This is a genomic window from Stackebrandtia albiflava (genome assembly GCF_007994225.1).
GTDB lineage: Bacteria > Actinomycetota > Actinomycetes > Mycobacteriales > Micromonosporaceae > Stackebrandtia > Stackebrandtia albiflava.
This window is the reverse complement of sequence record NZ_VLLL01000005.1, coordinates 1,897,443-1,919,581: the sequence shown is the minus strand read 5'-3', so window position 1 is coordinate 1,919,581 and position 22,139 is coordinate 1,897,443. Positions and strand designations below refer to the sequence as shown.

At 71.5% G+C, this 22,139-nt stretch carries 24 protein-coding genes and 1 riboswitch; of the genes, 19 read left to right on the top strand and 5 right to left on the bottom strand.

Features of this window, described 5'->3' with window-relative positions:
• Positions 1 to 9 precede the first annotated feature (9 nt).
• Positions 10 to 411 (bottom strand): hypothetical protein, encoded by a 402-nt coding sequence (locus LX16_RS09835; protein ID WP_147136374.1) that lies wholly within the window; start codon positions 409 to 411, stop codon positions 10 to 12.
• Between the two features lie 142 nt (positions 412 to 553).
• Between LX16_RS09835 and LX16_RS09830 the strand changes: the two genes are divergently transcribed.
• From LX16_RS09830 to LX16_RS09780, 11 genes are all read left to right on the top strand, one after another.
• Positions 554 to 1,117 (top strand): hypothetical protein, encoded by a 564-nt coding sequence (locus tag LX16_RS09830; protein ID WP_147136371.1) that lies wholly within the window; start codon positions 554 to 556, stop codon positions 1,115 to 1,117.
• A 58-nt stretch (positions 1,118 to 1,175) separates the two neighbouring features.
• Positions 1,176 to 1,535: an ArsC/Spx/MgsR family protein gene (locus LX16_RS09825; protein ID WP_244615743.1), complete on the top strand. Its 360-nt coding sequence runs from the start codon at positions 1,176 to 1,178 to the stop codon at positions 1,533 to 1,535.
• 70 nt (positions 1,536 to 1,605) lie between these two features.
• Positions 1,606 to 2,304: a response regulator transcription factor gene (locus LX16_RS09820; protein WP_147136369.1), complete on the top strand. Its 699-nt coding sequence runs from the start codon at positions 1,606 to 1,608 to the stop codon at positions 2,302 to 2,304.
• A gap of 72 nt (positions 2,305 to 2,376) precedes the next feature.
• Complete coding sequence (locus LX16_RS09815; RefSeq protein WP_147136366.1) at positions 2,377 to 3,378, top strand: HAMP domain-containing sensor histidine kinase; 1,002 nt, start codon at positions 2,377 to 2,379, stop codon at positions 3,376 to 3,378.
• Positions 3,365 to 4,888: a DUF4153 domain-containing protein gene (locus tag LX16_RS09810; protein ID WP_147136363.1), complete on the top strand. Its 1,524-nt coding sequence runs from the start codon at positions 3,365 to 3,367 to the stop codon at positions 4,886 to 4,888. Before LX16_RS09815 ends, LX16_RS09810 begins: the two co-directional genes overlap by 14 nt.
• Before the next feature lie 56 nt (positions 4,889 to 4,944).
• The gene (locus LX16_RS09805) at positions 4,945 to 6,891 is read left to right on the top strand and encodes a primosomal protein N' (RefSeq protein WP_158645542.1); all 1,947 of its coding nucleotides are present in this window, start codon (positions 4,945 to 4,947) and stop codon (positions 6,889 to 6,891) included.
• 33 nt (positions 6,892 to 6,924) lie between these two features.
• A complete protein-coding gene (locus LX16_RS09800) occupies positions 6,925 to 7,335 on the top strand; it encodes a hypothetical protein (protein WP_147136360.1) in 411 nt (136 codons plus the stop codon).
• A gap of 97 nt (positions 7,336 to 7,432) precedes the next feature.
• Positions 7,433 to 7,801 carry a GntR family transcriptional regulator gene (locus tag LX16_RS09795; protein ID WP_147136357.1) on the top strand — a complete coding sequence of 123 codons (369 nt, stop codon included), beginning with the start codon at positions 7,433 to 7,435 and terminating at the stop codon, positions 7,799 to 7,801.
• Positions 7,798 to 8,679: an ATP-binding cassette domain-containing protein gene (locus LX16_RS09790; protein WP_147136355.1), complete on the top strand. Its 882-nt coding sequence runs from the start codon at positions 7,798 to 7,800 to the stop codon at positions 8,677 to 8,679. The genes LX16_RS09795 and LX16_RS09790 overlap by 4 nt, the downstream gene beginning before the upstream one ends.
• Positions 8,676 to 9,398 carry a hypothetical protein gene (locus tag LX16_RS09785; RefSeq protein ID WP_147136353.1) on the top strand — a complete coding sequence of 241 codons (723 nt, stop codon included), beginning with the start codon at positions 8,676 to 8,678 and terminating at the stop codon, positions 9,396 to 9,398. Before LX16_RS09790 ends, LX16_RS09785 begins: the two co-directional genes overlap by 4 nt.
• 52 nt (positions 9,399 to 9,450) lie before the next feature.
• Positions 9,451 to 10,185, top strand: a complete 735-nt coding sequence (locus LX16_RS09780; RefSeq protein ID WP_147136351.1) for a hypothetical protein — start codon at positions 9,451 to 9,453, stop codon at positions 10,183 to 10,185.
• 90 nt (positions 10,186 to 10,275) lie between these two features.
• Here the strand turns inward: LX16_RS09780 and LX16_RS09775 are convergent, their stop codons facing one another.
• Positions 10,276 to 10,746: a Dps family protein gene (locus tag LX16_RS09775; RefSeq protein WP_147136348.1), complete on the bottom strand. Its 471-nt coding sequence runs from the start codon at positions 10,744 to 10,746 to the stop codon at positions 10,276 to 10,278.
• A 358-nt stretch (positions 10,747 to 11,104) separates the two neighbouring features.
• Here LX16_RS09775 and def point away from each other — a divergent pair, with 358 nt between their 5' ends.
• The 4 genes from def (at position 11,105) to LX16_RS09755 (ending at position 14,846) form a co-directional block, all read left to right on the top strand.
• Positions 11,105 to 11,656, top strand: a complete 552-nt coding sequence (gene def / locus LX16_RS09770) for a peptide deformylase (protein ID WP_147136345.1) — start codon at positions 11,105 to 11,107, stop codon at positions 11,654 to 11,656.
• Positions 11,656 to 12,582, top strand: coding sequence for a methionyl-tRNA formyltransferase (gene fmt / locus LX16_RS09765; RefSeq protein ID WP_147136342.1), 927 nt, complete (start codon positions 11,656 to 11,658; stop codon positions 12,580 to 12,582). Before def ends, fmt begins: the two co-directional genes overlap by 1 nt.
• Positions 12,537 to 13,940, top strand: coding sequence for an RsmB/NOP family class I SAM-dependent RNA methyltransferase (locus LX16_RS09760; protein ID WP_147136339.1), 1,404 nt, complete (start codon positions 12,537 to 12,539; stop codon positions 13,938 to 13,940). The genes fmt and LX16_RS09760 overlap by 46 nt, the downstream gene beginning before the upstream one ends.
• A 108-nt stretch (positions 13,941 to 14,048) precedes the next feature.
• Positions 14,049 to 14,846, top strand: a complete 798-nt coding sequence (locus LX16_RS09755) for a siderophore-interacting protein (protein ID WP_147136336.1) — start codon at positions 14,049 to 14,051, stop codon at positions 14,844 to 14,846.
• Between the two features lie 7 nt (positions 14,847 to 14,853).
• Here the strand turns inward: LX16_RS09755 and LX16_RS09750 are convergent, their stop codons facing one another.
• Positions 14,854 to 15,927, bottom strand: coding sequence for an epimerase (locus LX16_RS09750; RefSeq protein WP_147136333.1), 1,074 nt, complete (start codon positions 15,925 to 15,927; stop codon positions 14,854 to 14,856).
• 312 nt (positions 15,928 to 16,239) lie between these two features.
• On the opposite strand from LX16_RS09750, the gene rpe reads away from it, so the two are divergent.
• Both rpe and LX16_RS09740 read left to right on the top strand, forming a co-directional pair.
• The gene (gene rpe / locus LX16_RS09745) at positions 16,240 to 16,923 is read left to right on the top strand and encodes a ribulose-phosphate 3-epimerase (protein WP_147136330.1); all 684 of its coding nucleotides are present in this window, start codon (positions 16,240 to 16,242) and stop codon (positions 16,921 to 16,923) included.
• Between the two features lie 4 nt (positions 16,924 to 16,927).
• Positions 16,928 to 17,965, top strand: coding sequence for a GGDEF domain-containing response regulator (locus LX16_RS09740; RefSeq protein ID WP_147136327.1), 1,038 nt, complete (start codon positions 16,928 to 16,930; stop codon positions 17,963 to 17,965).
• Between the two features lie 28 nt (positions 17,966 to 17,993).
• On the opposite strand, the gene LX16_RS09735 is transcribed toward LX16_RS09740, so the two are convergent.
• Together LX16_RS09735 and erm are read right to left on the bottom strand one after the other, a co-directional pair.
• Entirely contained in the window at positions 17,994 to 18,764 is a 771-nt protein-coding gene (locus LX16_RS09735; protein WP_147136324.1) for an SDR family NAD(P)-dependent oxidoreductase, read from the bottom strand.
• Between the two features lie 57 nt (positions 18,765 to 18,821).
• A complete protein-coding gene (gene erm / locus LX16_RS09730; RefSeq protein WP_147136321.1) occupies positions 18,822 to 19,619 on the bottom strand; it encodes an ErmE/ErmH/ErmO/ErmR family 23S rRNA (adenine(2058)-N(6))-methyltransferase in 798 nt (265 codons plus the stop codon).
• Between the two features lie 447 nt (positions 19,620 to 20,066).
• A riboswitch (FMN riboswitch) is annotated at positions 20,067 to 20,210 on the top strand.
• An 87-nt stretch (positions 20,211 to 20,297) separates the two neighbouring features.
• Between erm and LX16_RS09725 the strand changes: the two genes are divergently transcribed.
• Both LX16_RS09725 and LX16_RS09720 read left to right on the top strand, forming a co-directional pair.
• Positions 20,298 to 20,894, top strand: a complete 597-nt coding sequence (locus LX16_RS09725) for a riboflavin synthase (protein ID WP_147136318.1) — start codon at positions 20,298 to 20,300, stop codon at positions 20,892 to 20,894.
• The gene (locus LX16_RS09720) at positions 20,891 to 22,123 is read left to right on the top strand and encodes a bifunctional 3,4-dihydroxy-2-butanone-4-phosphate synthase/GTP cyclohydrolase II (protein ID WP_147136315.1); all 1,233 of its coding nucleotides are present in this window, start codon (positions 20,891 to 20,893) and stop codon (positions 22,121 to 22,123) included. The genes LX16_RS09725 and LX16_RS09720 overlap by 4 nt, the downstream gene beginning before the upstream one ends.
• Positions 22,124 to 22,139 lie beyond the last annotated feature (16 nt).

Here is a 22,139-nt window from a genome sequence, read left to right as displayed (position 1 = left end):
GTGCGGGGTTCACTGCGGGTCGTCGCTGGACGGTGCGGTGGGCACCGTCGGTGGGCGCTCGTATTCGGGGCCGTCCTCCACCTGTTCGCGCACCCGGTCGAGTTCGGCGGAGTGCCCGGCGTCCCGTTCGGCGAAGTCCACCGCGACGGCCGCCAGCACCTCGCCCGCGCGTACCAGGTTGTCGCGGCTCTTGACGAACACCTCGTCCTGCAACCGGTTCCGCAGCGCCGTCCACACCGGATACAGCGGCCCCCGGCCACCGGACGTACGGGTGAACGCCGCGTCCTGGTCGGCGGCACTGTCGTGTGCGCTCTGCGCGGCCTTGGCGAACTGGACCGCCGCGGTGCGAAGGTGCACCGCGCCGGTCCGCCACAGGTCGGTGATGTCGTCGATTCTCAACTCTGAGGTCATGTCCTCGGTTCCGTCCGTTCACTTGCGACAGGTGGATTCGGTCTTCGGTGGAAGCCGGGCGCAAGTGTCGCGCGGTGACCGCCGCTCCAGTCTGGACTCGGGGTTACGGGATCCGGAACACTTCGCCTCGAAGGGGAAGCGCATGGGAACGCTCGCGGAACGTGCCGCCCGCATCACGGTCAAGGTCGTGTCACCGGACAACCGCATCCGTGCCGAGATGACCGGGCGGGGTGACTCCGCGACGGTCGCCTTCCGGCCGCGCGCGTTCGGCGAGTACCGAAAGGACACGCTCGAACACCAGCTGGCCGCACTGTTGCGACTGCTCAGCACGGGCTACCTGCGCGGTTACCACCGTCTCCTCGACGTCCACGGCGTCACGCGGCTCACCGACCCCGCCACCGCGACCGACCCGGCGCAACGGGGCTTCCTCACCGCGGCGGGGGAGCTGACGGCGGTCGGCGCGGCTCCCGGTAGGACGATCAGGATCCGGACGGTCGGTATGACCGGATGGCAGGTCAGGATCAGCGACGAGGGTTTCGGGTTGCCGGAGCCGGAGTTCGTCTCCGAGTTCGGCACCGCCGGTGCCGACGTCGTCCGGGAGTTCCGGTCGCGGCTGTCCGCCCTCCGCCGCGAGTCGTTCGGTCCGCCGATCGAGGAGGTCCGCCGACGCCTGCGAGAGCGGATGGCCGGGCACCGGGCCGCCTGACGTGCTGTTCGGCGGCGGATGAGATGATTCCGGGTCCGGACACGACGAGAGGACCGCCATGGAACCGGTGACGATCTGGCACAACCCGGCCTGCTCGAAGAGCCGGGCGGCGCACACCCTCCTCACCTCCGGCGACCTGCCGGTCACCGTGCGGGACTACCGCGCCGATCCGCCCACCCCGGCCGAACTCGCCGACGTGCTCGACCGCGCGGGCCTGGAACCGTGGGAACTGTGCCGCACCGGGGAGGCCGAGTACCGCGACCTGGGGATGGCCGACTGGCCCCGCGACGCCGAGAACCGGGACCGGTGGCTGGCCGCGATGTCGGCCCACCCGCGGCTCATCGAACGGCCCGTGGTGATCCGCGGCGACCGCGCGGTGGTCGCCCGCCGGGACGGCTGGCAGACCATCCTCGACTGACGGCCGGATCATCACAGAATCTTCACATGCCCGAGGCGTCGTCTGCACGAACTGTTTCTAACCTCGGGGCATGGACAGAAGCACCCCCGCGCCGCACCGGATCCTCGTCGTCGAGGACGAGCCGGTCATCGCCGAGTCCGTGGCCGCGCGGCTCCGGTCGGAGGGGCACCTGGTCGAGGTCAGCACGGACGGCCTCGCCGCCGTCGAGGACGCCGCCCGCTTCCGGCCCGACCTGATCGTGCTGGACGTCATGCTTCCGGGCATCGACGGGTTGGAGGTGTGCCGCCGGGTGCAGGCGGCGCGACCGGTACCGGTCCTCATGCTCACCGCCCGCGACGAGGAGACCGACCTGTTGGTGGGTCTGGCCGTGGGCGCCGACGACTACCTCACCAAGCCGTTCAGCATGCGCGAGCTCGCGGCCAGGGTGCGCGTTCTGCTCAGACGTGTCAGCCGCTACCCCGGAGCCGAGACCGACGCTGCGGTCCACCTCGGTGACCTCGTCGTGGATCCGGCGACCCGGGAGACGTCCCGCGCGGGGGAGCCGGTGCACCTCACGGCGCTGGAGTTCGACCTTCTCTGGTGGCTGTGCCGGCGACCGGGCGCCGTCGCCACCCGCGAACAGTTGTTGACCGCCGTGTGGGGCTGGGCCGGACCGACCGCCTCCCGCACCGTGGACAGTCACGTGCGCTCGCTGCGCCGGAAACTGGGTGCCGAACTGATCCGCACCGTCCACGGCGTCGGCTACGCCCTCCAACCGCCCGACCGCTGACCCCCACCCGTCCGCCCCCACCGACCCGACCACCGAATGCGATGACTCATGCGCCGGCGTCTGCGTGCCCTCATGGACCTTCTGCCCCGACCGTTCGACCCGATCCCCTCGTTGAAGGTCAAGGTCGGCCTGCTGCTGCTGTGCTCCGGCGGGGCGGGACTGTGCGTGCTGTGGTTCGGCCTGGGCATGATGCCGCCCAAGACCACGGCCACCGCCGCGGTCGCCGCCGTGGTGACCTCACAGGTCCTGGCGCACGGAATGACGTCGCCACTGCGTCAGATGACCGACGCGGCCAAGGCGATGGCGCGTGGCGACTACAGCCGCCGGGTCAGGGCGACGGCGCGGGACGAGGTCGGCCAACTCGCCGACGCGTTCAACCTGATGGCCGCCGATCTCGCCGCCGCCGACCGGCAGCGCCGGGAGGTCATCGCCAACGTCGCCCACGAACTACGGACACCGGTCTCGGCGCTGCGCGCCACCTTGGAGAACCTGGCGGACGGCGTATCGGACGCCACTCCCGCCGCCCTTGCCGAGGCCGCGGCACAGACCGAACGGCTCGGCACGTTGGTGAACCAGCTGCTCGACGTGTCCCGGCTGGACACCGGGGCGACGGCACTGCGGTGGGAACGGTTCGCGATGCGGCCGTTGATCGAGGACTGCCTCGCGGCCGTCCCCGAGTCCGCCGGCAGGGTGACGGTCGCCGTACCCGAGGCCCTCACCGTCCACGCCGACCGGGAACGGCTGCGGCAGGTGGTGGGGAACCTGGTGGTCAACGCCGTCAAGCACGGCGGGCGCGGTGCGACCGTGCGGGTGTCGGCGTGGCGGGACGGCGTGACCGTCACGATCCGGGTCGCCGACACCGGGCCGGGGATCCCACCCGGCGAACGCCTGCGGGTGTTCGAGCGGTTCACCCGGGGGCAGCGCGCCACCGGCGCCGGAACCGGTCTGGGCCTCGCCATCGCCAAGTCCGCCGTGGAGTCGCACGGCGGCGCCATCCGGATCGCGGACACCCCCGTCGGCTGTGCCGTCGAGGTCGTTCTACCTCAATCGGAGGACATTGATGTCGAATTCTGAACCGATGACCGTGCCGCCGCCGGTGCCGCCGCCGGTGCCGCCCCCGGGCGCGCCGCCGGGCACGCCGCGCCCGGTGGACATCGGGGACTGGTGGCGCGGCACACCCCGGAGCATGTCCGGGTGGTTGCTCGCGGTGGCCGCCGGCCTCGCGTTCGCGGTGGCGTGCCTGATCCCGTACCTGCCGTACGTGGGCGTCGGAGTGACGCTGTGGGGGCTCGCCGTACTGGCGACCGCGCTGTGGCTGGACCGCCGGGGCGGCCCGGTGCGTTGGACGGCCGCGGCGTTGACCGCAGCACTGTGGACGGTCCCGACGTGGCGTGACGCCGGGTGGCTCGTCGCCCTGACCGTACTGGTGGCCCTGGTGATGACCTGGTACACCGTGGCGCTGCCCCGGCGGTTCGCCGCCTGGCTGCCGCTGGGACTGGCGCCGCTGCTGGCGTTGCCGGGCGCCGGGATGTGGTTCGGGCGCGGAGTGCGCGACGCGGCACGTCGCGGCAGCATGCGCGGTGTCCGAATAGGACTGACCTCGGTCGTCCTGCTGCTGGTGTTCGGAGGGCTGTTCGCCGCCGCCGACCCCGGTTTCGCCCGGGTCGTCGACCTGGTGCTCCCGGACTTCGCGGTCGGCCCGCTCGTGTTCCGGACGGTACTGGCGGTGTTCGTGCTGCCGCTCCTGGTCGGCCTGTTCTACCAGGCGGTGACCCGGCCGCGATTCGACGACGCCCTGGGGGACACGACGCCCGGCACGCGACGGCTCGAATGGCTGATCCCGCTGCTGGCGGTGAACCTGGTGTTCGCGGTGTTCATCGCGGTGCAGGCGGGCGTGCTGTTCGGCGGAGCGCGGTACCTTGTGGACGCCGACGTCGGTTACGCCGAGTACGCGCGCTCCGGGTTCTGGCAGTTGTCGGTCGTCAGCGTGTTGAGTCTGGCGGTCATCGCCGTGGTCGCGTGGCGCGCGGCCCGCGACACCCGCGCCGACCGCCTCCTGCTGCGGGGCGCGCTGGGGGCGTTGGCGGTGATGTCGCTGCTGGTCGTGGCGTCGGCGCTGTTCCGGATGACCCTGTACTCCGAGGCGTACGGCCTCACCCGGCTGCGGGTCTGGATCTTCGTGGTGGAGCTGTGGATCGCGGTGGTCTTCGTCCTGGTGCTGGCCTGCGGCCGGCGACTGCGGGCGGGCTGGTTGTCGCGGGCCGTCATGTGTACCGGCGCCGCGGCCGTCCTCGGCCTGGCGGCGGTGAACCCCGACGCGCTCATCCTCCGGCACAACCTCGACGATCCCGGCGTGGCGGGAACCGACTGGGACTACCTGAGTGGACTCTCCGCCGACACGGTGGGCGGCCTGGACGGCCTCGACGGGGAGGAACGCCGGTGCGCCCTGTCGTTCATCGACGCCGCGTTGGGCGAGGAGGACGACGCGCCCTGGACGTGGAACCTGTCGCGGTGGCTGGCCTCGGCGGAGGTCGAGGCCGCCGACGGGCTCGACTGCGCCCACTCGCCGCGCTACTACTGGTGAGACGCCCCACCCCGGTGCCGCCGCGAGATGTCGGCGGCACCGGGTAGAAATGGCGCATGCTGTTCGACACGCCCCCTCGGACCGTGGCCCGTGTGTGTGTCGACAGCCCGCTTCCACACCTGGACCGGTTGTTCGACTACCTGGTGCCCGAGGAGACGGCCGACCGGGTGCGGCCGGGTTGCCGCGTCAAGGTGCGCTTCGCGGGACGGCTGCTGTCGGGTTTCGTGATCGAACTGGCCACCGACACCCGGTACGAGGGCAGACTGCATCCGATCGAGAAGCTGGTGTCACCCGAACCGGTGTTGTCGGAGCCGGTCGCGAAACTCGCCCGGGAGATCGCCGACCGTTACGCGGGAAACCTGTCGGACGTGTTGCGGCTGGCGGTTCCACCGCGTCAGGCCCGGATCGAGCAGGAGGAGCCGCCGGGGCGGGCCGGCCCGATCGTGGAACCGCCCGCCGCCGGATGGCGGCGTTACGCCCACGGGGAGCGTTTCCTCACCGCGTTGAGCGCCCGCAGGCACCCCCGGGTGGTGTGGCAGGCGCTCCCGGGGGAGGACTGGCGGACCAGGCTCGCCGAGGCCGCCGCCGCCACCGCGGCCGGCGGCCGGGGCGCGTTGCTGATAGTGCCCGATCAACGTGACCTCGAGGCCCTCGACGCCGCCCTCACCCGGGTCCTGGGACCCGACCGGCACGTCTGTCTGTCGGCCGCGATGGGACCGGCCAAGCGGTACCGGGCGTTCCTGGCGGCGCGGCGCGGGACGGTCAGGGTCGTGGCGGGGACACGCGCGGCGGTGTTCGCGCCGGTGGCCGATCTGGGCCTGGTGGTGCTGTGGGACGATGGCGACGACTCGCACGCCGAGCCGCACGCGCCCTACCCCCACGCGCGGGAGGTGCTGTTGACCCGTGCGAAACTCGGTGACTGCGCCGCGGTGATCGCCGGCTGGACCCGCAGCACCCAGGCGGAGCTGCTCGTGGAGAGCGGCTGGGCCACGGCGGTGACCGCCGAACGGGAGACGGTGCGGCGGGCGTCGCCGCGAGTGGTGCCGGTCGGCGACGACGCCGACCTGGCCGCCGACCCCGACTCCGGTGCGGCGCGGCTGCCCACCCCGGCGTGGCGGGCGGCGCAGAAGGCGCTTCGGGACGGGAATCCGGTACTGGTCCAGTCGCCCCGGCGGGGCTACCTTCCGGCCGTCTCCTGCGCGGACTGTCGTCGCAGGGCGCAGTGCGCGCAGTGCTCCGGCCCACTGGGGCTGCCGTCGTCGGGGGCGACACCGGCCTGCCGGTGGTGCGGCCGTCCGGCCGCCGACCACCGTTGCGCGGGTTGCGGCGGCAGGCGGTTGCGGGCCAACGTGATCGGCGCCGCCCGGACCGCCGAGGAGCTGGGCCGGGCCTTCGCGGGGGTGCCGGTGCACACCTCCGGCGGGGACCGCATCCTGGGCGAGGTCGCCGCCGGTCCCGCGATCGTGGTCGCGACGCCGGGCGCGGAACCGGTCGCCGTCGGCGGGTACGGTGCCGTACTGCTGCTGGACACCTGGGCGTTGCTGAGCCGCGCGGACCTGCGCGCCGAGGAGGAGGCGTTGCGGCGCTGGTTCGCCGCCGCGGCCCTGGCGCGCCCGGCGGCGGACGGCGGAAGCGTCGTGGTGGTCGCGGACGGCGGTCTGCCCACCGTGCAGGCGTTGCTGCGTTGGGATCCGGCGTGGTTCGCCGCGCGTGAACTGGGCACCCGGAACGAGCTCAGGTTCCCACCGTTGGTGCGGATGGTCGCGTTGACGGGGCGTCCCGCGTCGGTCGCGGAGCTCATGGCGCTCACCGAACTCCCGACCGGTACCGACGTGTTGGGTCCGATCCCGGTGGACGCGGAGACCGAGCGGTTGTTGCTGCGCACCACCCGGCGCGACGGGATGCGGCTGGCCGCGGAGTTGCACCGCGCCTCGGCGGCCCGCAGTCTCAAGAAGCCCGGTGACGTGGTGCGGGTGCAGGTCGATCCCCGCGAACTGTGGTGACCCGACGCCCCACCGGCCGCTAGGCTCCCCCGCGTGAGGGAACCCCTGCCGTCGTTGTCGGCGCGGCTCGTCCGTTGCCGGCTCTACTCGGTGATCTTCGTTCAGGACTACGTGCAGCTGAGGTTCGATACGGAGACGGGCCCGGACGAACCGGTGCTCTCCTGTTTCGTGCCGCCCGTCGTCGTCTCCCGAGCCGGCCCGGTCACCGCGGCCGCCGCCGGATGGACCGACGCGCTGCGTTCGCTGATCGGGCTCGTCGTGACCGCGACGTCCGCACAACCCGGATCGGGGCTGACGATCGACTTCGGGGACGTGGCCTTGGCGTGGCATCCCGGCACCGACGAGCTTGTGGAGATCGCGATGCTCGGTGGTTTCCGTGACGGCGCCTGGACGGTGTGGCGCCCGGGGGAGGGCCCGTTCGGGGCGGTCCGGCCCGCGTCCTGACCGCCGCCGGTCCCCTGGGTGGGCGGGTCGACGGCTCTTGTCCTATGGTTCATTGGTCAAGTAATGAACCATAGAACCTCGGGGCCAGGAGGCGGCGGTGTTCGACGATCGCAGCCCGATCTACCGGCAGATCGCGGAACGGATCAAGGGCGACATCCTGTCCGGGGCGCTCGCGGAGGGGGCGCAGGTCATGTCCACCAACCAGTTCGCGGTCGCATACCGGATCAACCCGGCCACCGCGGCCAAGGGCCTCCAGTCGCTCGTGGACGAGGACATCCTCTACAAGCGACGGGGGGTCGGCATGTTCGTCAGCGCCGACGCCCGCGAAAGGCTGCGCACGCGACACCGCGAACGCTTCTTCACCGACGTCGTCGATCCGATGATCACCGAGGCCGAGACCATCGGCGTCCCCCTCGACGACGTCGTAGACCACATCCGACAGCACGAGATCGGTGAGCCCTCATGACCCTGTCCATCACCGCCGACGATCTGGTCCTCGACTACGGTGACACCCGCGCCCTCGACCACCTGAACCTCCACCTGGAGGGCGGGAGGATCTACGGCCTGTTGGGACGCAACGGCTCCGGCAAGACCTCGTTCGCGTCCCTGGCCGCCGCGTTCCGCCGCCCCACGTCCGGTGAGATCACCGTCGGCGGCACCGCGCCGTTCGAGGCGGCGGAGATCGTCTCCCAGATCTGCCTCATCCGTGAGGGCGGCGACGTCTTCGAGAGCGACCGGGTGTCCTCCGTCCTCCGGTTCGCCGCCGCGCATCGCCCCTACTGGAGTGAGGAACGGGCCGGCCAGCTCGTCGAACGGTTCCGGATCCCCACCCGCAAACGGGTCACCCAGCTGTCCCGTGGCATGCGTTCGGCGTTGGGCGTCACCCTCGGGCTGGCGAGCCGGGCACCGGTCACCCTCTTCGACGAGGTCCACCTCGGCATGGACGCACCCTCCCGGTACGCGTTCTACGAGGAACTGCTCAACGACTACCTCGCCCACCCGCGGACCGTGATCCTGTCCACCCACCTCATCGAGGAGGTCTCGTCACTGTTCGAGGAGGTCGTCATCCTCGACAGGGGCGGACTGGTGCTGCACGAGTCCGCCGACGACATGCGGGAACGCGGCGCGGCCGTGACCGGCCCGAGCCGGGACGTCGAGGATTTCACCTCCGGCATGCGCGTCCTGGGACGACAGACACTCGGCGCCACCAGCCAGGTGACCGTCTTCGGCGGCCTGGACGCCGAACAGCGCCGCCAGGCCACCTCGGCGGGCCTGGAGATCGGCCCGGTCCCGCTGCAGGACCTGTTCATCCACCTCACCGACCCCGAGCGGGAGACACCGTGACCGCCGCGCGGCCCGGAACGGCCACTCCGGCGACCGGGCTCGCGACCCGGTTCGCGCTCGCCTCGGCCGGGTTCTGGGTGATCGTGGTGGCGGCGTTCATCGTCATCGCGTCGATCGTGTTGTCGGTCGCCGACGAGCCGTCGAGCGTGTGGCAGGGGGCGCGTTGGATACCGCAGTACTTCGTCCTCTTCCTCGGCACCATGCTCTCGGCGCGGTTCCTGCCGGTCTACATCGCGCACGGCGTGACCCGCCGCCGGTTCGACGCCGCCGCCTTCGCCGTCGTACTCGGCACCGCCGTGGGATACGCCGCGATCATGCAGATCGGATTCCTCGTGGAACGGCTGGTGTTCCGGTGGAGCGGTGGGACCCAGTTCCCCGACGGCGTCGACCTGGTCGCCGGACCCGCCGCCGTCGTCGGGCACGGTGCCGAGTTCGCGCTGCTGTATCTGGCGTACCTGGTCACCGGGTGGGCGATCGTGACCGGATACCGGCGCTACGGGGGACTCGTGGGAACGGTTCTGCTCGTGCCGTTGCTGATGTTGCCGTTCTACGCCGAGTCGGTGCAGTGGCGCACCGGCCTACTGGCCCCTGTCGCCGGGGAGACCGGCGTCCGGGTCGAGAACCTGATCGTCCTCGCCGGTGTCCTCGCCACCGCGCTCTTCATCCACCGGTCCGGCCGGAACCTTCCCGTCCCACCCGGCCCCGCCGGTCGACCGTGACCGGCACACCCCGGAGTCCCCGGCGACTCCCCACGTCCCGGAAGGGGAACCGATGAGTCACCACACCGCGCCCTCGGCGTGGGACGTCGCGCGCGACCTCCTGCGGATCAACCTGCGCTATTTCCTGTACGTGTGGGCACTGCTGTACCTGATCACCGCCGGAATTCTCACCGTGGTCTCCGTACTGGGAACGCCGGACGTCTCCGTGCTCGACTTCGCCTCCTACGCCCCGCGCTACTGGCTGCTGACGACCGGCATCATCCTGACCGCCGCGTGTCTGCGTCCCTACGTCGCCCACGGCGTCACCCGGCGGAGCTTCACCTGGGGCGGGACGTGGGCGGCACTGGCGGTCTGCGGGGTCATCCTCCCCGCCGCCTCGGCCGCCGCGTACCTGGTCGAGTACCTGGTGTTCCAGGCCAACGGGTGGCACTACCAGATCGAGGGCCCCCACCTGTTCGACCACGGTGGGCGGTGGGGACTGGTGTTCGTGGAGTTCGCGGTCGTCTTCACCGTCCACTTCTTCGCCGGCTGGGTCATCGCGTCGCTGTTCACGCGCCTGTCCCCGTTCAAGGCCCTTCCGTCGGCGCTGCCGGCCTTCCTGCCGGTGGTGGTGGCCGAGACCGCGATGGGTGTCAGTTGGGGCGGCCGTATCTGGCGAGTGGACCTCGACTTGCCGCTGCCGGAGACCCGGGTGGGCGTCGCGGTGGGTGTCGTGATGATCGGTGTGCTCGTCGTGGCCAACCGCCTGCTGCTCAAGGACGCGCCGATCGGTTGCCGGACGCACTGAGCGGCCCGCCGTGCCTCACTCCGCCGGTGCCCGGAGGTCTCCGCGACCGGCCGCCGCGCGCCGACCGAGGTTCGGCCGGCGCGCGGGGCGTCAGGCGAGTTCCGCCTGGAACATCCAGTACTGCTTCTCCAACTCCGAGGTGATGCCGATGAGCACGTCCTGGGTCACCGGGTCGGGGTCGGCGGTCACGTCGATGCGTTCCCGCATCCGCCCGATGATCGTGCCGAACGCGTCGATGAACAGTTTCACCACGTCGTCGTCGGACAGTTGACCCGCGTCGATCGGGGGCAGCCCACTCGTCTCGGCGATCGTCGAGGCACGGCCGTCGGCGGCCACCCCGATCGCCACGGCCCGCTCGGCGACGGTGTCCGACGAGGTGCGCGCGAACGCGACCACCTCGTCTAGCTGCAGGTGAATCGAGCGGAAGTGTCTGCCGTACACGTTCCAGTGGGCCTGCTTACCCACCAGCGCCAGGTCGAGCAGGTCGACCAGCGCCCCCTGCAACGCCTTTCCGGCGACCTCCCGCGCCTCCTTCGACAACGGTGACTTGATCGTGGTCATATCCGGTGCTACCTCCTCCTGAACGTGCGGAGCCGCGGCGGCGGCGACGTCCCCGGATCGCCGTCCCACCGGGCACCCGTGAGGTCTCGCCCGCGCCCAACCCAGGCGAAACGTTCTCCGGTATGTCGGCGGGACCGCCTCCGTGACCACCGTAGACGCTCGCCGCGGCTGCGGTAGCCGGTCCGGAATCACACCGGACCGGGTCCCACCCCTGCTTACCCGTTCCGGCGTGGCGTCGATCATCGCCGCGCCACGGACCCGCCACCGTCGCGGCAACGGCGCCGCGACGGCACGGGATACCGGGCAACTAGACTTGTCACCCTGTGTCTCCAGATGTCGAACCCCACGGAAGGCCGGCATGACTGTCCAACCCATCAGGCTGTTCGGTGATCCCGTCCTGCGGACGCCGGCCGACGAGGTCGTCACCTTCGACCGTGAACTGCGCCGCCTGGTCCGCGACCTGTCCGACACCATGCTCGACGAGGGCGGCGCCGGGCTCGCCGCACCGCAACTGGGAGTCGGCCTGCGCGTGTTCGCGTTCGACGTGGACGACGTCATGGGCCACCTGGTCAACCCGGTGCTGGAGTTCCCCGACGAGGAGGAGCAGGACGGCCCCGAGGGCTGCCTGTCCATCCCGGGGCTCTACTTCGACACGGTCCGCAGGATGAACGTGATCGCCAAGGGCTACAACGAGTACGGCGACCCGATGCAGATCGTCGGCACCGGGATGATGGCGCGGTGCCTGCAACACGAGACCGACCACCTCGACGGTGTCCTGTTCATCGAACGGATGGACGCCGAGCGCCGTAAGGCGGCGATGAAGGAGATCCGCGCCGCCGAGTGGTACAACGACGCGGTGAAGGTGAAGGTCAGTCCGCACGAACCGCGACGAGGGGTATTCCACAGGTGATGAGGCTGGTATTCGCGGGCACGCCGGAGGTCGCCGTCCCGTCGCTGGAGGCGATCGCCGACAGCGGTCACGAACTGGTGGCGGTGGTGACCCGCCCGGACGCCAGGGTCGGTAGAGGCCGCCGGCTGTCCCGTTCCCCGGTGGCGGCCTGGGCCGACGCGCGCGGCGTGGAGGTCCTGACCCCGGCCCGGCCACGGGAGCCGGAGTTCCTGCAACGCCTGACCGACCTGGCCCCCGACTGCGTGCCGGTGGTCGCCTACGGTGCCCTGGTGCCCGCCGCCGCGTTGGCCATTCCCCGGTACGGCTGGATCAACCTGCACTTCTCGCTGCTGCCCGCGTGGCGTGGCGCGGCGCCGGTACAGCATGCGGTGCTGCACGGCGACGAGGTCACCGGCGCCAGCGTCTTCCAACTGGAGACCGGTCTCGACACCGGGCCGGTGTTCGGCACGGTGACCGAGGCCGTGCGGCCGACCGACACCTCCGGCGACCTGCTCGGCCGGCTCGCCGACACCGGCGCGGTCCTGCTGCGCCAGGTCCTGGACGGCATCGACGCGGGGGAGGCCAGGGCGGTGCCGCAACCGTCCGACGGGGTCTCCTCGGCACCCAAGATCGGCGTCGACGACGCCCGGGTCCGTTGGAGTGACCCCGCGTTCGCGGTCGACCGCCGGATCCGTGCCGTCACACCGGCACCCGGCGCCTGGACTACCTGGCAGGGCGAGCGGTTCCGGATCGGACCGGTCGCAGTGGACACGTCGGGGTCGCGCCTGGCGCCCGGCGAGCTGCGGATCGACAAGCACACGGTCGCGGTGGGGACCGCCACCGACCCCGTCGTGCTGGACCGGGTGCAGCCACCGGGCAAGGCGATGATGGACGCCACCGCGTGGACCCGGGGACTGCGCGAGACCGACGGGATCCGATTCGAGTGACGGAGCGTTCCACTCCGGGCGGCACCGGGCGCGCCGCCACCGACGACGATCCCCGCCTGATCGCCTACCGCGCCCTGGCGGCGGTCACCGAGGACGACGCCTACGCCAACCTCGTGCTGCCCCGGCTGCTCGACTTCCACCACCTCGGCGGCCGGGACGCCGCGTTCGCGACCGAGTTGGCCTACGGCACGTTGCGCAACCGCGGCACGCTCGACGCGGTGATCGAGGCGGCTGCGCGCCGCGAGGCCGCACGCATCGACCCGCCGGTCCTGGACGTGCTCAGACTGGGCGCGTACCAGCTACTCAAGACCCGCGTGGCCGCCCACGCGGCGGTCGACACCTCGGTGTCGCTGGTGCGCCGCGTCGCGGGGCACCGCACCGCCGGATTCGTCAACGCGGTGCTGCGGAAGGTGTCGCAGCGGGACGCGGGGTCGTGGCTCGACTCGTTGGCGACCGGCGACCCGGTAGCCGACCTCGCACTGGAGTTCGCCCATCCCGAGTGGATCGTGCGGGAGTTCGCCCGTTCCCTCGGCGGCGACGACGAACTCGCCGAGGCGTTGGGTGCCGACAACCTGGCGCCCTCGGTGCACCTGTGCGCGCGCCCGGGCCTGATCACGCCCGAGGAACTGGCGGCGCGGGCGGACGGTCTGCCCGGCTACTGGTCCCGGTACGCCGTCCACCTCACCGAGGGGGGCGATCCCGGCCGGATTCCCGCGATCGCCGACGGCCGCGCCCACGTGCAGGACGAGGGGAGTCAACTCCTGGCCGAGTCGTTGCCGGCGGTGCCCGTCGAGGGACCGGACGACCGGTGGCTGGACCTGTGCGCCGGCCCCGGCGGGAAGGCGGCGTTGCTGGGCGCGCTCGCGGCGCGGCGCGGCGCGGCGGTGACCGCCGTGGAGGTGGCCGAGCACCGCGCCGAGCTGGTGAGGAAGACCACACGGGGACTGCCGGTGGACGTCGTCCACGCCGACGGGCGGGAGTTCGACCCTGGCCACCTGTTCGACCGGGTGCTCGTGGACGCCCCGTGCAGTGGGCTCGGCGCCTTGCGGAGACGGCCGGAGGCGCGGTGGCGGCGGTCCGCCGACGACGTACCGGACCTGGTCGGTCTACAGGGGGAGTTGCTGGCGGCGGCGGTCCGCCTGACGCGGCCGGGCGGGGTCATCGCCTATGTGACCTGTTCACCGGTGGTGTCGGAGACGGTCGAGATCGTCGGTGGAGCGTCCGGTGTGGACCCGTTGGACACCCGTCGGTTCCTTCCGGACATGCCCGACCTCGGTCCCGGCCCGCACGTGCAGTTGTGGCCGCACCGGCACGGCACCGACGCCATGTTCGGCGCGCTGCTGCGGCGTCGCGACTGACGTGGTCCGTGGGGCGGATGGCGCGACGGGGTCGCATGGGTTAGGTTAGGCTCGCCTTCATGGGTAGCCGTGAGGCTTGCCGTGCCGACCGGAAGCAGGAGCCGTGACATGACCACCCCGTTCCCCGCAGTGGTGACCGGTGTCGCCCGGATCAGCCCGAACTTCGTGCGCGTCACCGTCGGTGAACTCGACGAACGGCACTTCGAGTTCGTCGGACACGACCAGTGGTTCCGGCTGATCCTGCCGTTGCCCGGCCAGGAACGCCCCGTCTTCCCGCAGCCGGCGCCGGGACAACGGCTGTGGGAGGCGTACTACGCCATGCCCGACGACGAGCGTCCCGTCGTGCGCAACTACACCGTCCGCGCCGCCCGCCCCGAACTCCGCGAGATCGACGTCGACTTCGTCGTCCACGGCGACGAGGGCCCCGCCAGCCGTTGGGCGCAGACCGTCAGGCCCGGCGACCGGCTCGGCATCATCGACCAGGGCGCCATGTTCGTCCCGCGCGACGACGCCGACTGGTTCCTCCTGGTGGCCGACGAGACCGGGCTGCCGGCGGTGGCGGGCGTCCTCGACTCGATCGGGCAGGACCGGGTTGTCACGGCCTTCGTGGAGGTCCCCGTCGACGCCGACCGCCAACCGGTGACCGTCCCCGCCCGAGGTGGCGTCGAATGGTTCACCCGGGACGGCCGGTCGGTGGTCGAGAGCGAACAGCTTCAGAAGGCCGTCGCCTCGGCCGACTTCCCCGACGGCGACCCGCAGATCCTCGTCGTAGGCGAGTCGTCGATGGTGCGGGCGGTCCGGCGCCACCTCGTCAACGAGCGCGGCATCGCCAAGGACCGCATCACCTTCTGCGGATTCTGGCGCCACCACAGCACCCCGGACCCGACCGGGGAGGACGAGGAGTAGGCCGCCTCTAAGAGGCTGTCTTCGAACCTGCTGTTCTACTGCGCGACGACCGGTCGGCGCCTCGCGGCGTTGTCAGAGGTCCTGCGTACAACACCGGTACGTAGGACCTCCTCCGCCTTGCGAATGCACTCGACCGGATCGCCGCTCGCCACGAACGAGGTCCAAAGACAGCCTCTAAGTCCCGCAACAGATCCCGTAGTGCGGGAAGCAGCATCGGGTGGCGGAACTCGAAACCCGCCTGCATGAGCTTGGCGGGAACGCAGTGCCTCCCGGTCAACGCCAACGCCGGGTCGGTCCGCAGGAATCGGGCGCCCAGCCTCACCAGCGGCGCGGGTGTCGGCGGGGCGGGCGGACGGCGCAGCACGGTGCGGAGCGACGACATCAACGTCACGTTGCGGACCGGGTGCGGAGCCGTCACATGCACCACGTCGGACAGTTGCGGGTCGTCCAGGCAGCGCCGGACGATCCGCAGGAAGTCGGCGATGTGGATCCAGCTCACCCACTGCTGCCCACTGCCGACCCGGCCGCCGAGTCCCCACCGGACCAGCCCGGTCAGACGTCGCATCGCGGGGGAACCCCGGTCCAGCACCACACCGGTGCGAAGCAGCGCCAGGCGGCGCGCGGGGGTGGTGCCGGCCGCCGCCTCCCACGCGGTGGCCACCCCGGTCATCTGCGGTGGCCCGTCGGCGGGGATCGGGGCGGTCTCGGTCAGGGCGGCGTTGCCCGCGTGCCCGTAGATGGCCAGGGTGCTCATCTGAAGCCACACCTCGGGATGAGTGTCGAGACCCTCGGCGGCCTTGACCAGCGCCCGGGTCGGCTCGACCCTCGACCGGGTCAACAGCTCCACGTTGGCGGGGGTGGCCGGCCGGTCGACGAGCGCGCCGGCGAGGTTGATCACGTTGGCGCCCACCAGTTCCTCCGCCCAGTCGCCCACGGTGCGGCCGTCCCACGTCACCTGCCGGACCGGCAGGTCGGGGCGCGGGTCGCGCGTCAGGACGACCACCTCGTCGCCTCGGGAGGTGAGGTCCGCGGCGATGGCGCGACCGAGTGTTCCCGATCCACCGGCGAGTACGACTTTCATTGGGGCTCCTTGGGGGTGACGACGCAACGGGACGGTATCGCCCGGCGCCGACGGTCCGGTCGCCGGACCCGCATCGCCACCGACGAAGGCGTCGACTCCTCGTCTCGGCAGGTCACGGCCGGGCGCCGACCGCTCCGCGCGGGTGGCCCGGGCCGGGCTTTGCGATGTTTCGCGACTGCTAATCATGGCGGCCGGGGCCGAACCGGTGAAACCGCAGGTGACCGGCCCGACCGGCCGGAGTGATCTCACGTTGCGAAATTGTGGCGTAGTCGGGCCTGTACGCCCCGGCGGTGAAGCGAATACACTGTCCGGGTGCCGACCCGACGAACCGTGATCGCCCCCAGTCTGCTGTCCGCCGACTTCGCGCGGCTGGCCGACGCGGCCCAGCAGGTCTCCGGCGAGGCCGACTGGCTGCATGTGGACGTCATGGACAACCACTTCGTGCCGAACCTGACCATCGGGCTCCCGGTGGTCAAGTCGCTCAAGGCGGCCACACCGCTGCCACTCGACTGCCACCTCATGATCACCGACCCGAAGCGCTGGGCGCCCGGCTACGCCGAGGCGGGCGCGTACAACGTGACCTTCCACGCCGAGGCGTGCGACGACCCCGTCGGACTGGCCCGGGACCTGCGGGCCGCCGGTGCCAAGGCGGGACTCGCCATCGACCGCGACACCCCGGTCGAACCGTACCTGGACCTGTTGCCCGAGTTCGACACCCTGCTGATCATGACCATCAAGGCGGGCTTCGGCGGCCAGGCGTTCATCCCCGAACTGCTCGACAAGGTGCGCGCCGCGAGGCGGGTCGCCGGCGACCTCGAACTGCGCATCGAGGTGGACGGCGGGATCGCCGCCGACACGATCGAGGCGGCGGCCGAGGCGGGCGCCGACGCGTTCGTCGCCGGGACCGCGGTCTACGGCGCACAGGACCCGGCGGCGGCCATCCGGCGGCTGCGCGGACTCGTCGACGACGCGACCACCCCCGAACCCGACCGGTGATCTGATGACTGGCCCCCTCGACACCCCCTCAGAGCTCGTCCTGGTCGTCGACCCCGACTCGGAGCTCACCGAATACCTCGCCGGACAGTTGCGCGACAACGGATTCGAGACGTCGATCGCGCGCGACGGCTACCAGGCGCTGGCGCAGATATCCCGGCGCCGCCCCGACCTGGTCCTGATGGAGGTCGATCTGCCGTTGATCGACGGCCTGGAACTGACCAGGCAGCTCCGCGGTGACCCCATGACGGCGAGCCTGCCGGTCATCATGGTGACCTCCAAGGGCCTGTCGGCCGACCGGATCGCCGGACTGACCGTCGGGGCGGACGACTACGTCGTCAAGCCGTTCGACGCCGCCGAGGTGGTCGCGCGGGTGCGTTCCGCCCTGCGCCGCCACCGGGAGATCCGCGAGGTCTCGCCGTTGACCGGCCTGCCCGGCAACGCCAGGATCCTGGCCGAGATCGCCGAGTGGGTGTACAGCGGCGAGCCGTTCGCCCTCGGCTACGTGGACATCAACCAGTTCAAGAGCGTCAACGACGCCTACGGCTTCGTCCGGGGCGACGAGTTCATCCAGGCGCTCGCCGGATCACTGCACCGGGCGGCACTGGCCGCCGGTCCACCTCACGCGTTCATCGGGCACGTCGGTGGCGACGACTTCATCATCATGTGCGACCCGCTGCTGGTCGCTCCGATCACCCGGCACGCGATCGCCGAGTTCGAGACCCGCGCGGCGGCGCTGTGCGACCCGCACGACGCCGAACGGGGCTACATCGAATCGCACGACAGGCAGGGCAGGCCGATCCAGGCGAAGCTGCCGACCCTGTCGATCGGGGTGGCGCTGTCGCAGCAGCGGCACTTCACCGATCCCCGTGAGGCCGTCGCGGTGGCGACCGAGATGAAGAGCGTCGCCAAGTCGCACCCCGGTTCGCACGTGGCGTACGACCGCCGGTACGACATCCGGACCGCGGACCTGTCGGAACTGGCCAACCTCGGTTACGTGTCCGACACCCCGAACCCGGCGGCGTGGCGGCCGCGCGTCGCCTGAGCCGGCCACACCCCGGTCTCGCCCGGCGTCAGGTGGCGGAGAAGCCGCCGTCGACGAAGATCGTCTGCCCGGTCAGGTACGACGACGCCGCCGAGGCCAGGAACACGACCACGCCGGCGAAGTCCTCCGGCACCCCGTTGCGGCCCGCCATGGTCCGGGCCGCCAGTCGTTCCGGACGACCGGGCGTCGCGAAGACCGGTTCGGTCAACGGCGTGTGCACGAAACCGGGCGCCACTGCGTTGCAGCACACCCCGTGCGCCGACCACGCCTCCGCCTGTGACCGGGTGAGGCCGCATATCGCGGTCTTGCTCACTCCGTACACACCGCTGTTGCCGAACGCCCGGATCGACTGCTGGGAGGCGATGTTCACGATCCTGCCGAACCCGCGACGTGCCATCCCGGGACCGAAGCGCTGCCCCAGCAGCCACGGCGCGGTCAGGTTCACCGCCATGGTCACGTCCCACTCTCGTTCGGACAGTTCCGCCATGGGCGGCCTGGGGTTGACCCCGGCCGCGTTGACCAGGATGTCCGGCTCACCGTGTTCGGCGATCCGCTCGGCGGCCCCGGCGAGCGCGGCCCGGTCGGACAGGTCGGCCGCCACCGTGTCCACCTCGACATCGTGGGCGCGCAGCCGGGACGCCGCGTCGGCCAACCGTTCCGGGGACCTCGCCACCAGTGTCATGGCGGCGCCACCGCGACCCAACGCCTCCGCCATGGCGTAGCCGATCCCGGAGGAGCCGCCGGTGACCACCGCCCGGCGGCCGGACGTTCCGAACAGGTCGGTCAGATAACGTGACATCGCCGGATGCTAACGGCCGACGGACGTTCACCGCCCGCCGGCCTCGATCCGGGTGGTTCACCGCACGGCGGTCACCAGGTCCACCCACTGGTCCGGGCGGACCTCGGACACCAGTGCGCGCGGCGAGATGCCCGCCGCCCGGAACCCCGTGGCCAGCAGGCGGGTCGGGACCATCGGACGCAGCGACTTGAACAGGTCGCCGCCGACCCCGGTGAAGCCCCGGGTGACCAGGGCACGGTAGTCGGCCAGTGCCGCCCCGGTCAGCAGCGGCGTCGGCCGCCGCACCAGTCGCAGCACCCCGGAGTCCACCCTCGGGACCGGGTCGAACCGGTGACGGTCGATGCGGGCCTCCAGCCGCCAGTCGAACCGCGGCCAGTGCAGCACCGTGAGACGGCTCCACCGTCCGTAGTCGCCGGTGCGTTTGCGCGCGAACTCCCACTGGGTGACCAGGGTCGCCGACCGCAGTCGCTCGGCCGACAGGCACCAGTCCACTATGGCGCTGGTGCGGGAGTACGGGATGTTCGCCACGACGCTGAACGGCTCTCGCGGTGGATGCGCGGTCAGGAAGTCCTGGTGCATGCACCGCATCCGGGGATCGGTGCCGAACAGGCGTGAGAGCCGTGCCGCGTAGCGCCCGTCGAGCTCGTACGCGTCGACCCGGCCGCACTTGCGCAGCAGGGCACGGGTCAGGATGCCCCGGCCGGGGCCGGGTTCGACGACGAGGTCGTCGCGCCCGACCTTCGACAACCGTACGATGAACGCGGCGGTGGCGGGATCGGTCAGGAAGTTCTGGGACAGGCTCCGCCGCGTTCCGGTGCGGCGGGGAGCATGGGTGGTTCGGGTTCGGCGTGCCATGTCGGTCCTTCGCGGCCCGTGAGGGCCTGAGACTGACGGGCACCGTGGAGGAACGGTCGTCTGAGCATGTGGATCGGCACCCGTCTGGACGGTCGGTTGACGTCGAAACGAGGCACGGTCACGCACCGGCCACCCGAGGTGGCGGCGGGCCGCCGGAAGGCGGTCAGCGGTGAGAAGGGAGGGTCACTCCGAGGGAGTGCCGTCCGTGAACGGCGGTGACGCGGACCTCACGCCGCCGCACGGGGGCGGATCACCAGGAAGGGCGTCCGCGACGAGGCGACGACGATGGCCGCGTCGTCGGTCATTCCACACATGCCGGACACGGTACGTTCCCGTCGTCGCCGTCGCAACCCGATTTCCGGTGACGGGGTGTCGCCGTGTTGTGACCTTGCCCACCGGTCGCCGTCGCGTTCCGGGAGGCGTGGCAGACTTGTCGGCGACCAGCATGCGCGCTGGCGGGGTCGGTGAAATTCCGAACCGGCGGTAACGGAGCACGTCTCCGCGAGCCCGCGACCCGTCCACCACCAGTGGACGGTTGATCCGGTGAGAGCCCGGAGCCGACGGTCAGAGTCCGGATGGAAGTTGGCGCGCGAGTGCGCCGTCCCCCGGGCGGCGCGCAACTCGCTGTCCCCGCCTGCCGTGTGCCCATTACCGCAGGTAGAGGGAACACGAGGTTACATGTTCACTGGCATAGTCGAAGAGGTCGGCGAGATCGCCGACGTATCACCCGGCGGTCTGCTCATCCGAGGGCCGCTGGTGGTGTCCGACGCCCGTCACGGCGACTCCATAGCGGTGGACGGCGTCTGTCTGACCGTCACCGAGACCGACGGGGACCGGTTCCGCGTCGACGTCATGGGGGAGACCTACCGCCGCACCGCCCTGTCGGGGTTGCGGCCGGGAGACCGGGTCAACCTCGAACGCGCCGTCGCGGTCGGGGGCAGGCTCGGGGGCCACATCGTCCAGGGGCACGTGGACGGTGTCGCGGAGGTCCTGCGGCGGGAGCCCGCCGAGGAGTGGGAGTCGGTGACGTTCCGTCTTCCCGCCGACCTGTCCCGTTACGTCGTCGAGAAGGGCTCGATCGCGGTGGACGGCGTGTCGCTGACGGTCGCGGCGGTGTCCGCGGACGAGTTCACCGTCGGCCTGATCCCTACGACGCTCACCGAGACCACGCTGGGCCGCAAACCGGTCGGCGCCACGGTGCACCTGGAGGTGGACGTGCTGGCCAAGCACGTGGAGCGACTGCTGGCGCACCGTTCCGAGGCGGTGACGGTATGACCACTCTGGACTCCATCGAACGGGCGATCGCCGACGTCGCGGCGGGCCGTCCGGTCGTGGTCGTCGACGACGAGAACCGGGAGAACGAGGGCGACCTGATCTTCGCCGCAGAGAAGGCGACGCCGGAACTGTTGGCGTTCACGGTCCGCCACACGTCGGGTTACATCTGCGCGCCTCTGACGGCGACCGACGCCGACCGGCTCGAACTCCCACCGGCGCACCACACCAATCAGGACCCGCGCGGCACCGCCTACACGGTGTCGGTGGACGCGCGGAACGGCGTCAGCACGGGGATCTCGGCCGCCGACCGGGCGCGCACCCTGCGGCTGTTGGCCGACCCGGAGACCCGCCCGACCGACCTGTCCCGGCCGGGTCACATGGTGCCGCTGCGGGCCGTCGACGGCGGGGTGCTGCGCCGTCCCGGACACACCGAGGCCGCCATCGACCTGGCGGTCCTGGCGGGACTGCGGCCGGCGGGCGCGCTGTGCGAACTGGTCAACGACGACGGCACCATGATGCGCCTCCCCGACCTGCGGGAGTTCGCGACCGCACACGACCTCGCGCTGATCAGCATCGCCGACCTGATCGCCCATCGCCGCCGGACCGAACTCCAGGTCGAACGGGTCGTCGGCACCCGCCTGCCCACCGAGCACGGCGAGTTCACGGCCGTGGGATACCGGTCGCGAACGGACGGAGCCGAACACATCGCGCTGGTCCACGGCGACATCGGTGCCGGCGCCGACGTCCTGGTCCGGGTGCACTCCGAATGCCTGACCGGCGACGCCTTCGGCTCACTGCGCTGCGACTGCGGGCCGCAGCTGCGGGCGGCGATGCGAGCCGTGGCGGAGGAGGGCCGGGGCGTGATCCTGTACATGCGCGGCCACGAGGGCCGGGGCATCGGCCTGCTCCACAAGCTGCAGGCGTACCAACTGCAGGACGACGGCCGCGACACCGTGGACGCCAACCTCGACCTCGGACTGCCCGCCGACGCGCGGGACTACGGCACCGGAGCCCAGATCCTGTCGGACCTGGGGGTTCGCTCCATGCGACTGCTGACCAACAACCCGGCCAAACGCGCCGGACTGGAGGGTTTCGGCCTGTCGGTGACCGGCAGGGTGCGACTTCCCAGCGCGGTCGGTGCCGACAACATCGCGTACCTGCGCACCAAACGCGACCGGATGGGCCACCTGTTGGAGGACCTGCCCGACACCGTCGCCGCCGCGTCCTGACCACGGCGACCCACCG

Bases quoted from the DNA above. Each gene is read 5' to 3' on its own strand.
- LX16_RS09720 (WP_147136315.1), top strand. From the start codon at position 20,891: ATGACCACTCTGGACTCCATCGAACGGGCGATCGCCGACGTCGCGGCG.
- LX16_RS09825 (WP_244615743.1), top strand. From the start codon at position 1,176: ATGGAACCGGTGACGATCTGGCACAACCCGGCCTGCTCGAAGAGCCGG.
- erm (WP_147136321.1), bottom strand. From the start codon at position 19,619: ATGGCACGCCGAACCCGAACCACCCATGCTCCCCGCCGCACCGGAACG.
- def (WP_147136345.1), top strand. From the start codon at position 11,105: ATGACTGTCCAACCCATCAGGCTGTTCGGTGATCCCGTCCTGCGGACG.
- LX16_RS09725 (WP_147136318.1), top strand. From the start codon at position 20,298: ATGTTCACTGGCATAGTCGAAGAGGTCGGCGAGATCGCCGACGTATCA.
- LX16_RS09805 (WP_158645542.1), top strand. From the start codon at position 4,945: ATGCTGTTCGACACGCCCCCTCGGACCGTGGCCCGTGTGTGTGTCGAC.
- LX16_RS09740 (WP_147136327.1), top strand. From the start codon at position 16,928: ATGACTGGCCCCCTCGACACCCCCTCAGAGCTCGTCCTGGTCGTCGAC.
- LX16_RS09780 (WP_147136351.1), top strand. From the start codon at position 9,451: ATGAGTCACCACACCGCGCCCTCGGCGTGGGACGTCGCGCGCGACCTC.
- LX16_RS09750 (WP_147136333.1), bottom strand. From the start codon at position 15,927: ATGAAAGTCGTACTCGCCGGTGGATCGGGAACACTCGGTCGCGCCATC.
- LX16_RS09755 (WP_147136336.1), top strand. From the start codon at position 14,049: ATGACCACCCCGTTCCCCGCAGTGGTGACCGGTGTCGCCCGGATCAGC.
- LX16_RS09820 (WP_147136369.1), top strand. From the start codon at position 1,606: ATGGACAGAAGCACCCCCGCGCCGCACCGGATCCTCGTCGTCGAGGAC.
- LX16_RS09735 (WP_147136324.1), bottom strand. From the start codon at position 18,764: ATGTCACGTTATCTGACCGACCTGTTCGGAACGTCCGGCCGCCGGGCG.
- fmt (WP_147136342.1), top strand. From the start codon at position 11,656: ATGAGGCTGGTATTCGCGGGCACGCCGGAGGTCGCCGTCCCGTCGCTG.
- LX16_RS09835 (WP_147136374.1), bottom strand. From the start codon at position 411: ATGACCTCAGAGTTGAGAATCGACGACATCACCGACCTGTGGCGGACC.
- LX16_RS09810 (WP_147136363.1), top strand. From the start codon at position 3,365: ATGTCGAATTCTGAACCGATGACCGTGCCGCCGCCGGTGCCGCCGCCG.
- LX16_RS09830 (WP_147136371.1), top strand. From the start codon at position 554: ATGGGAACGCTCGCGGAACGTGCCGCCCGCATCACGGTCAAGGTCGTG.
- LX16_RS09775 (WP_147136348.1), bottom strand. From the start codon at position 10,746: ATGACCACGATCAAGTCACCGTTGTCGAAGGAGGCGCGGGAGGTCGCC.
- LX16_RS09790 (WP_147136355.1), top strand. From the start codon at position 7,798: ATGACCCTGTCCATCACCGCCGACGATCTGGTCCTCGACTACGGTGAC.
- LX16_RS09815 (WP_147136366.1), top strand. From the start codon at position 2,377: ATGGACCTTCTGCCCCGACCGTTCGACCCGATCCCCTCGTTGAAGGTC.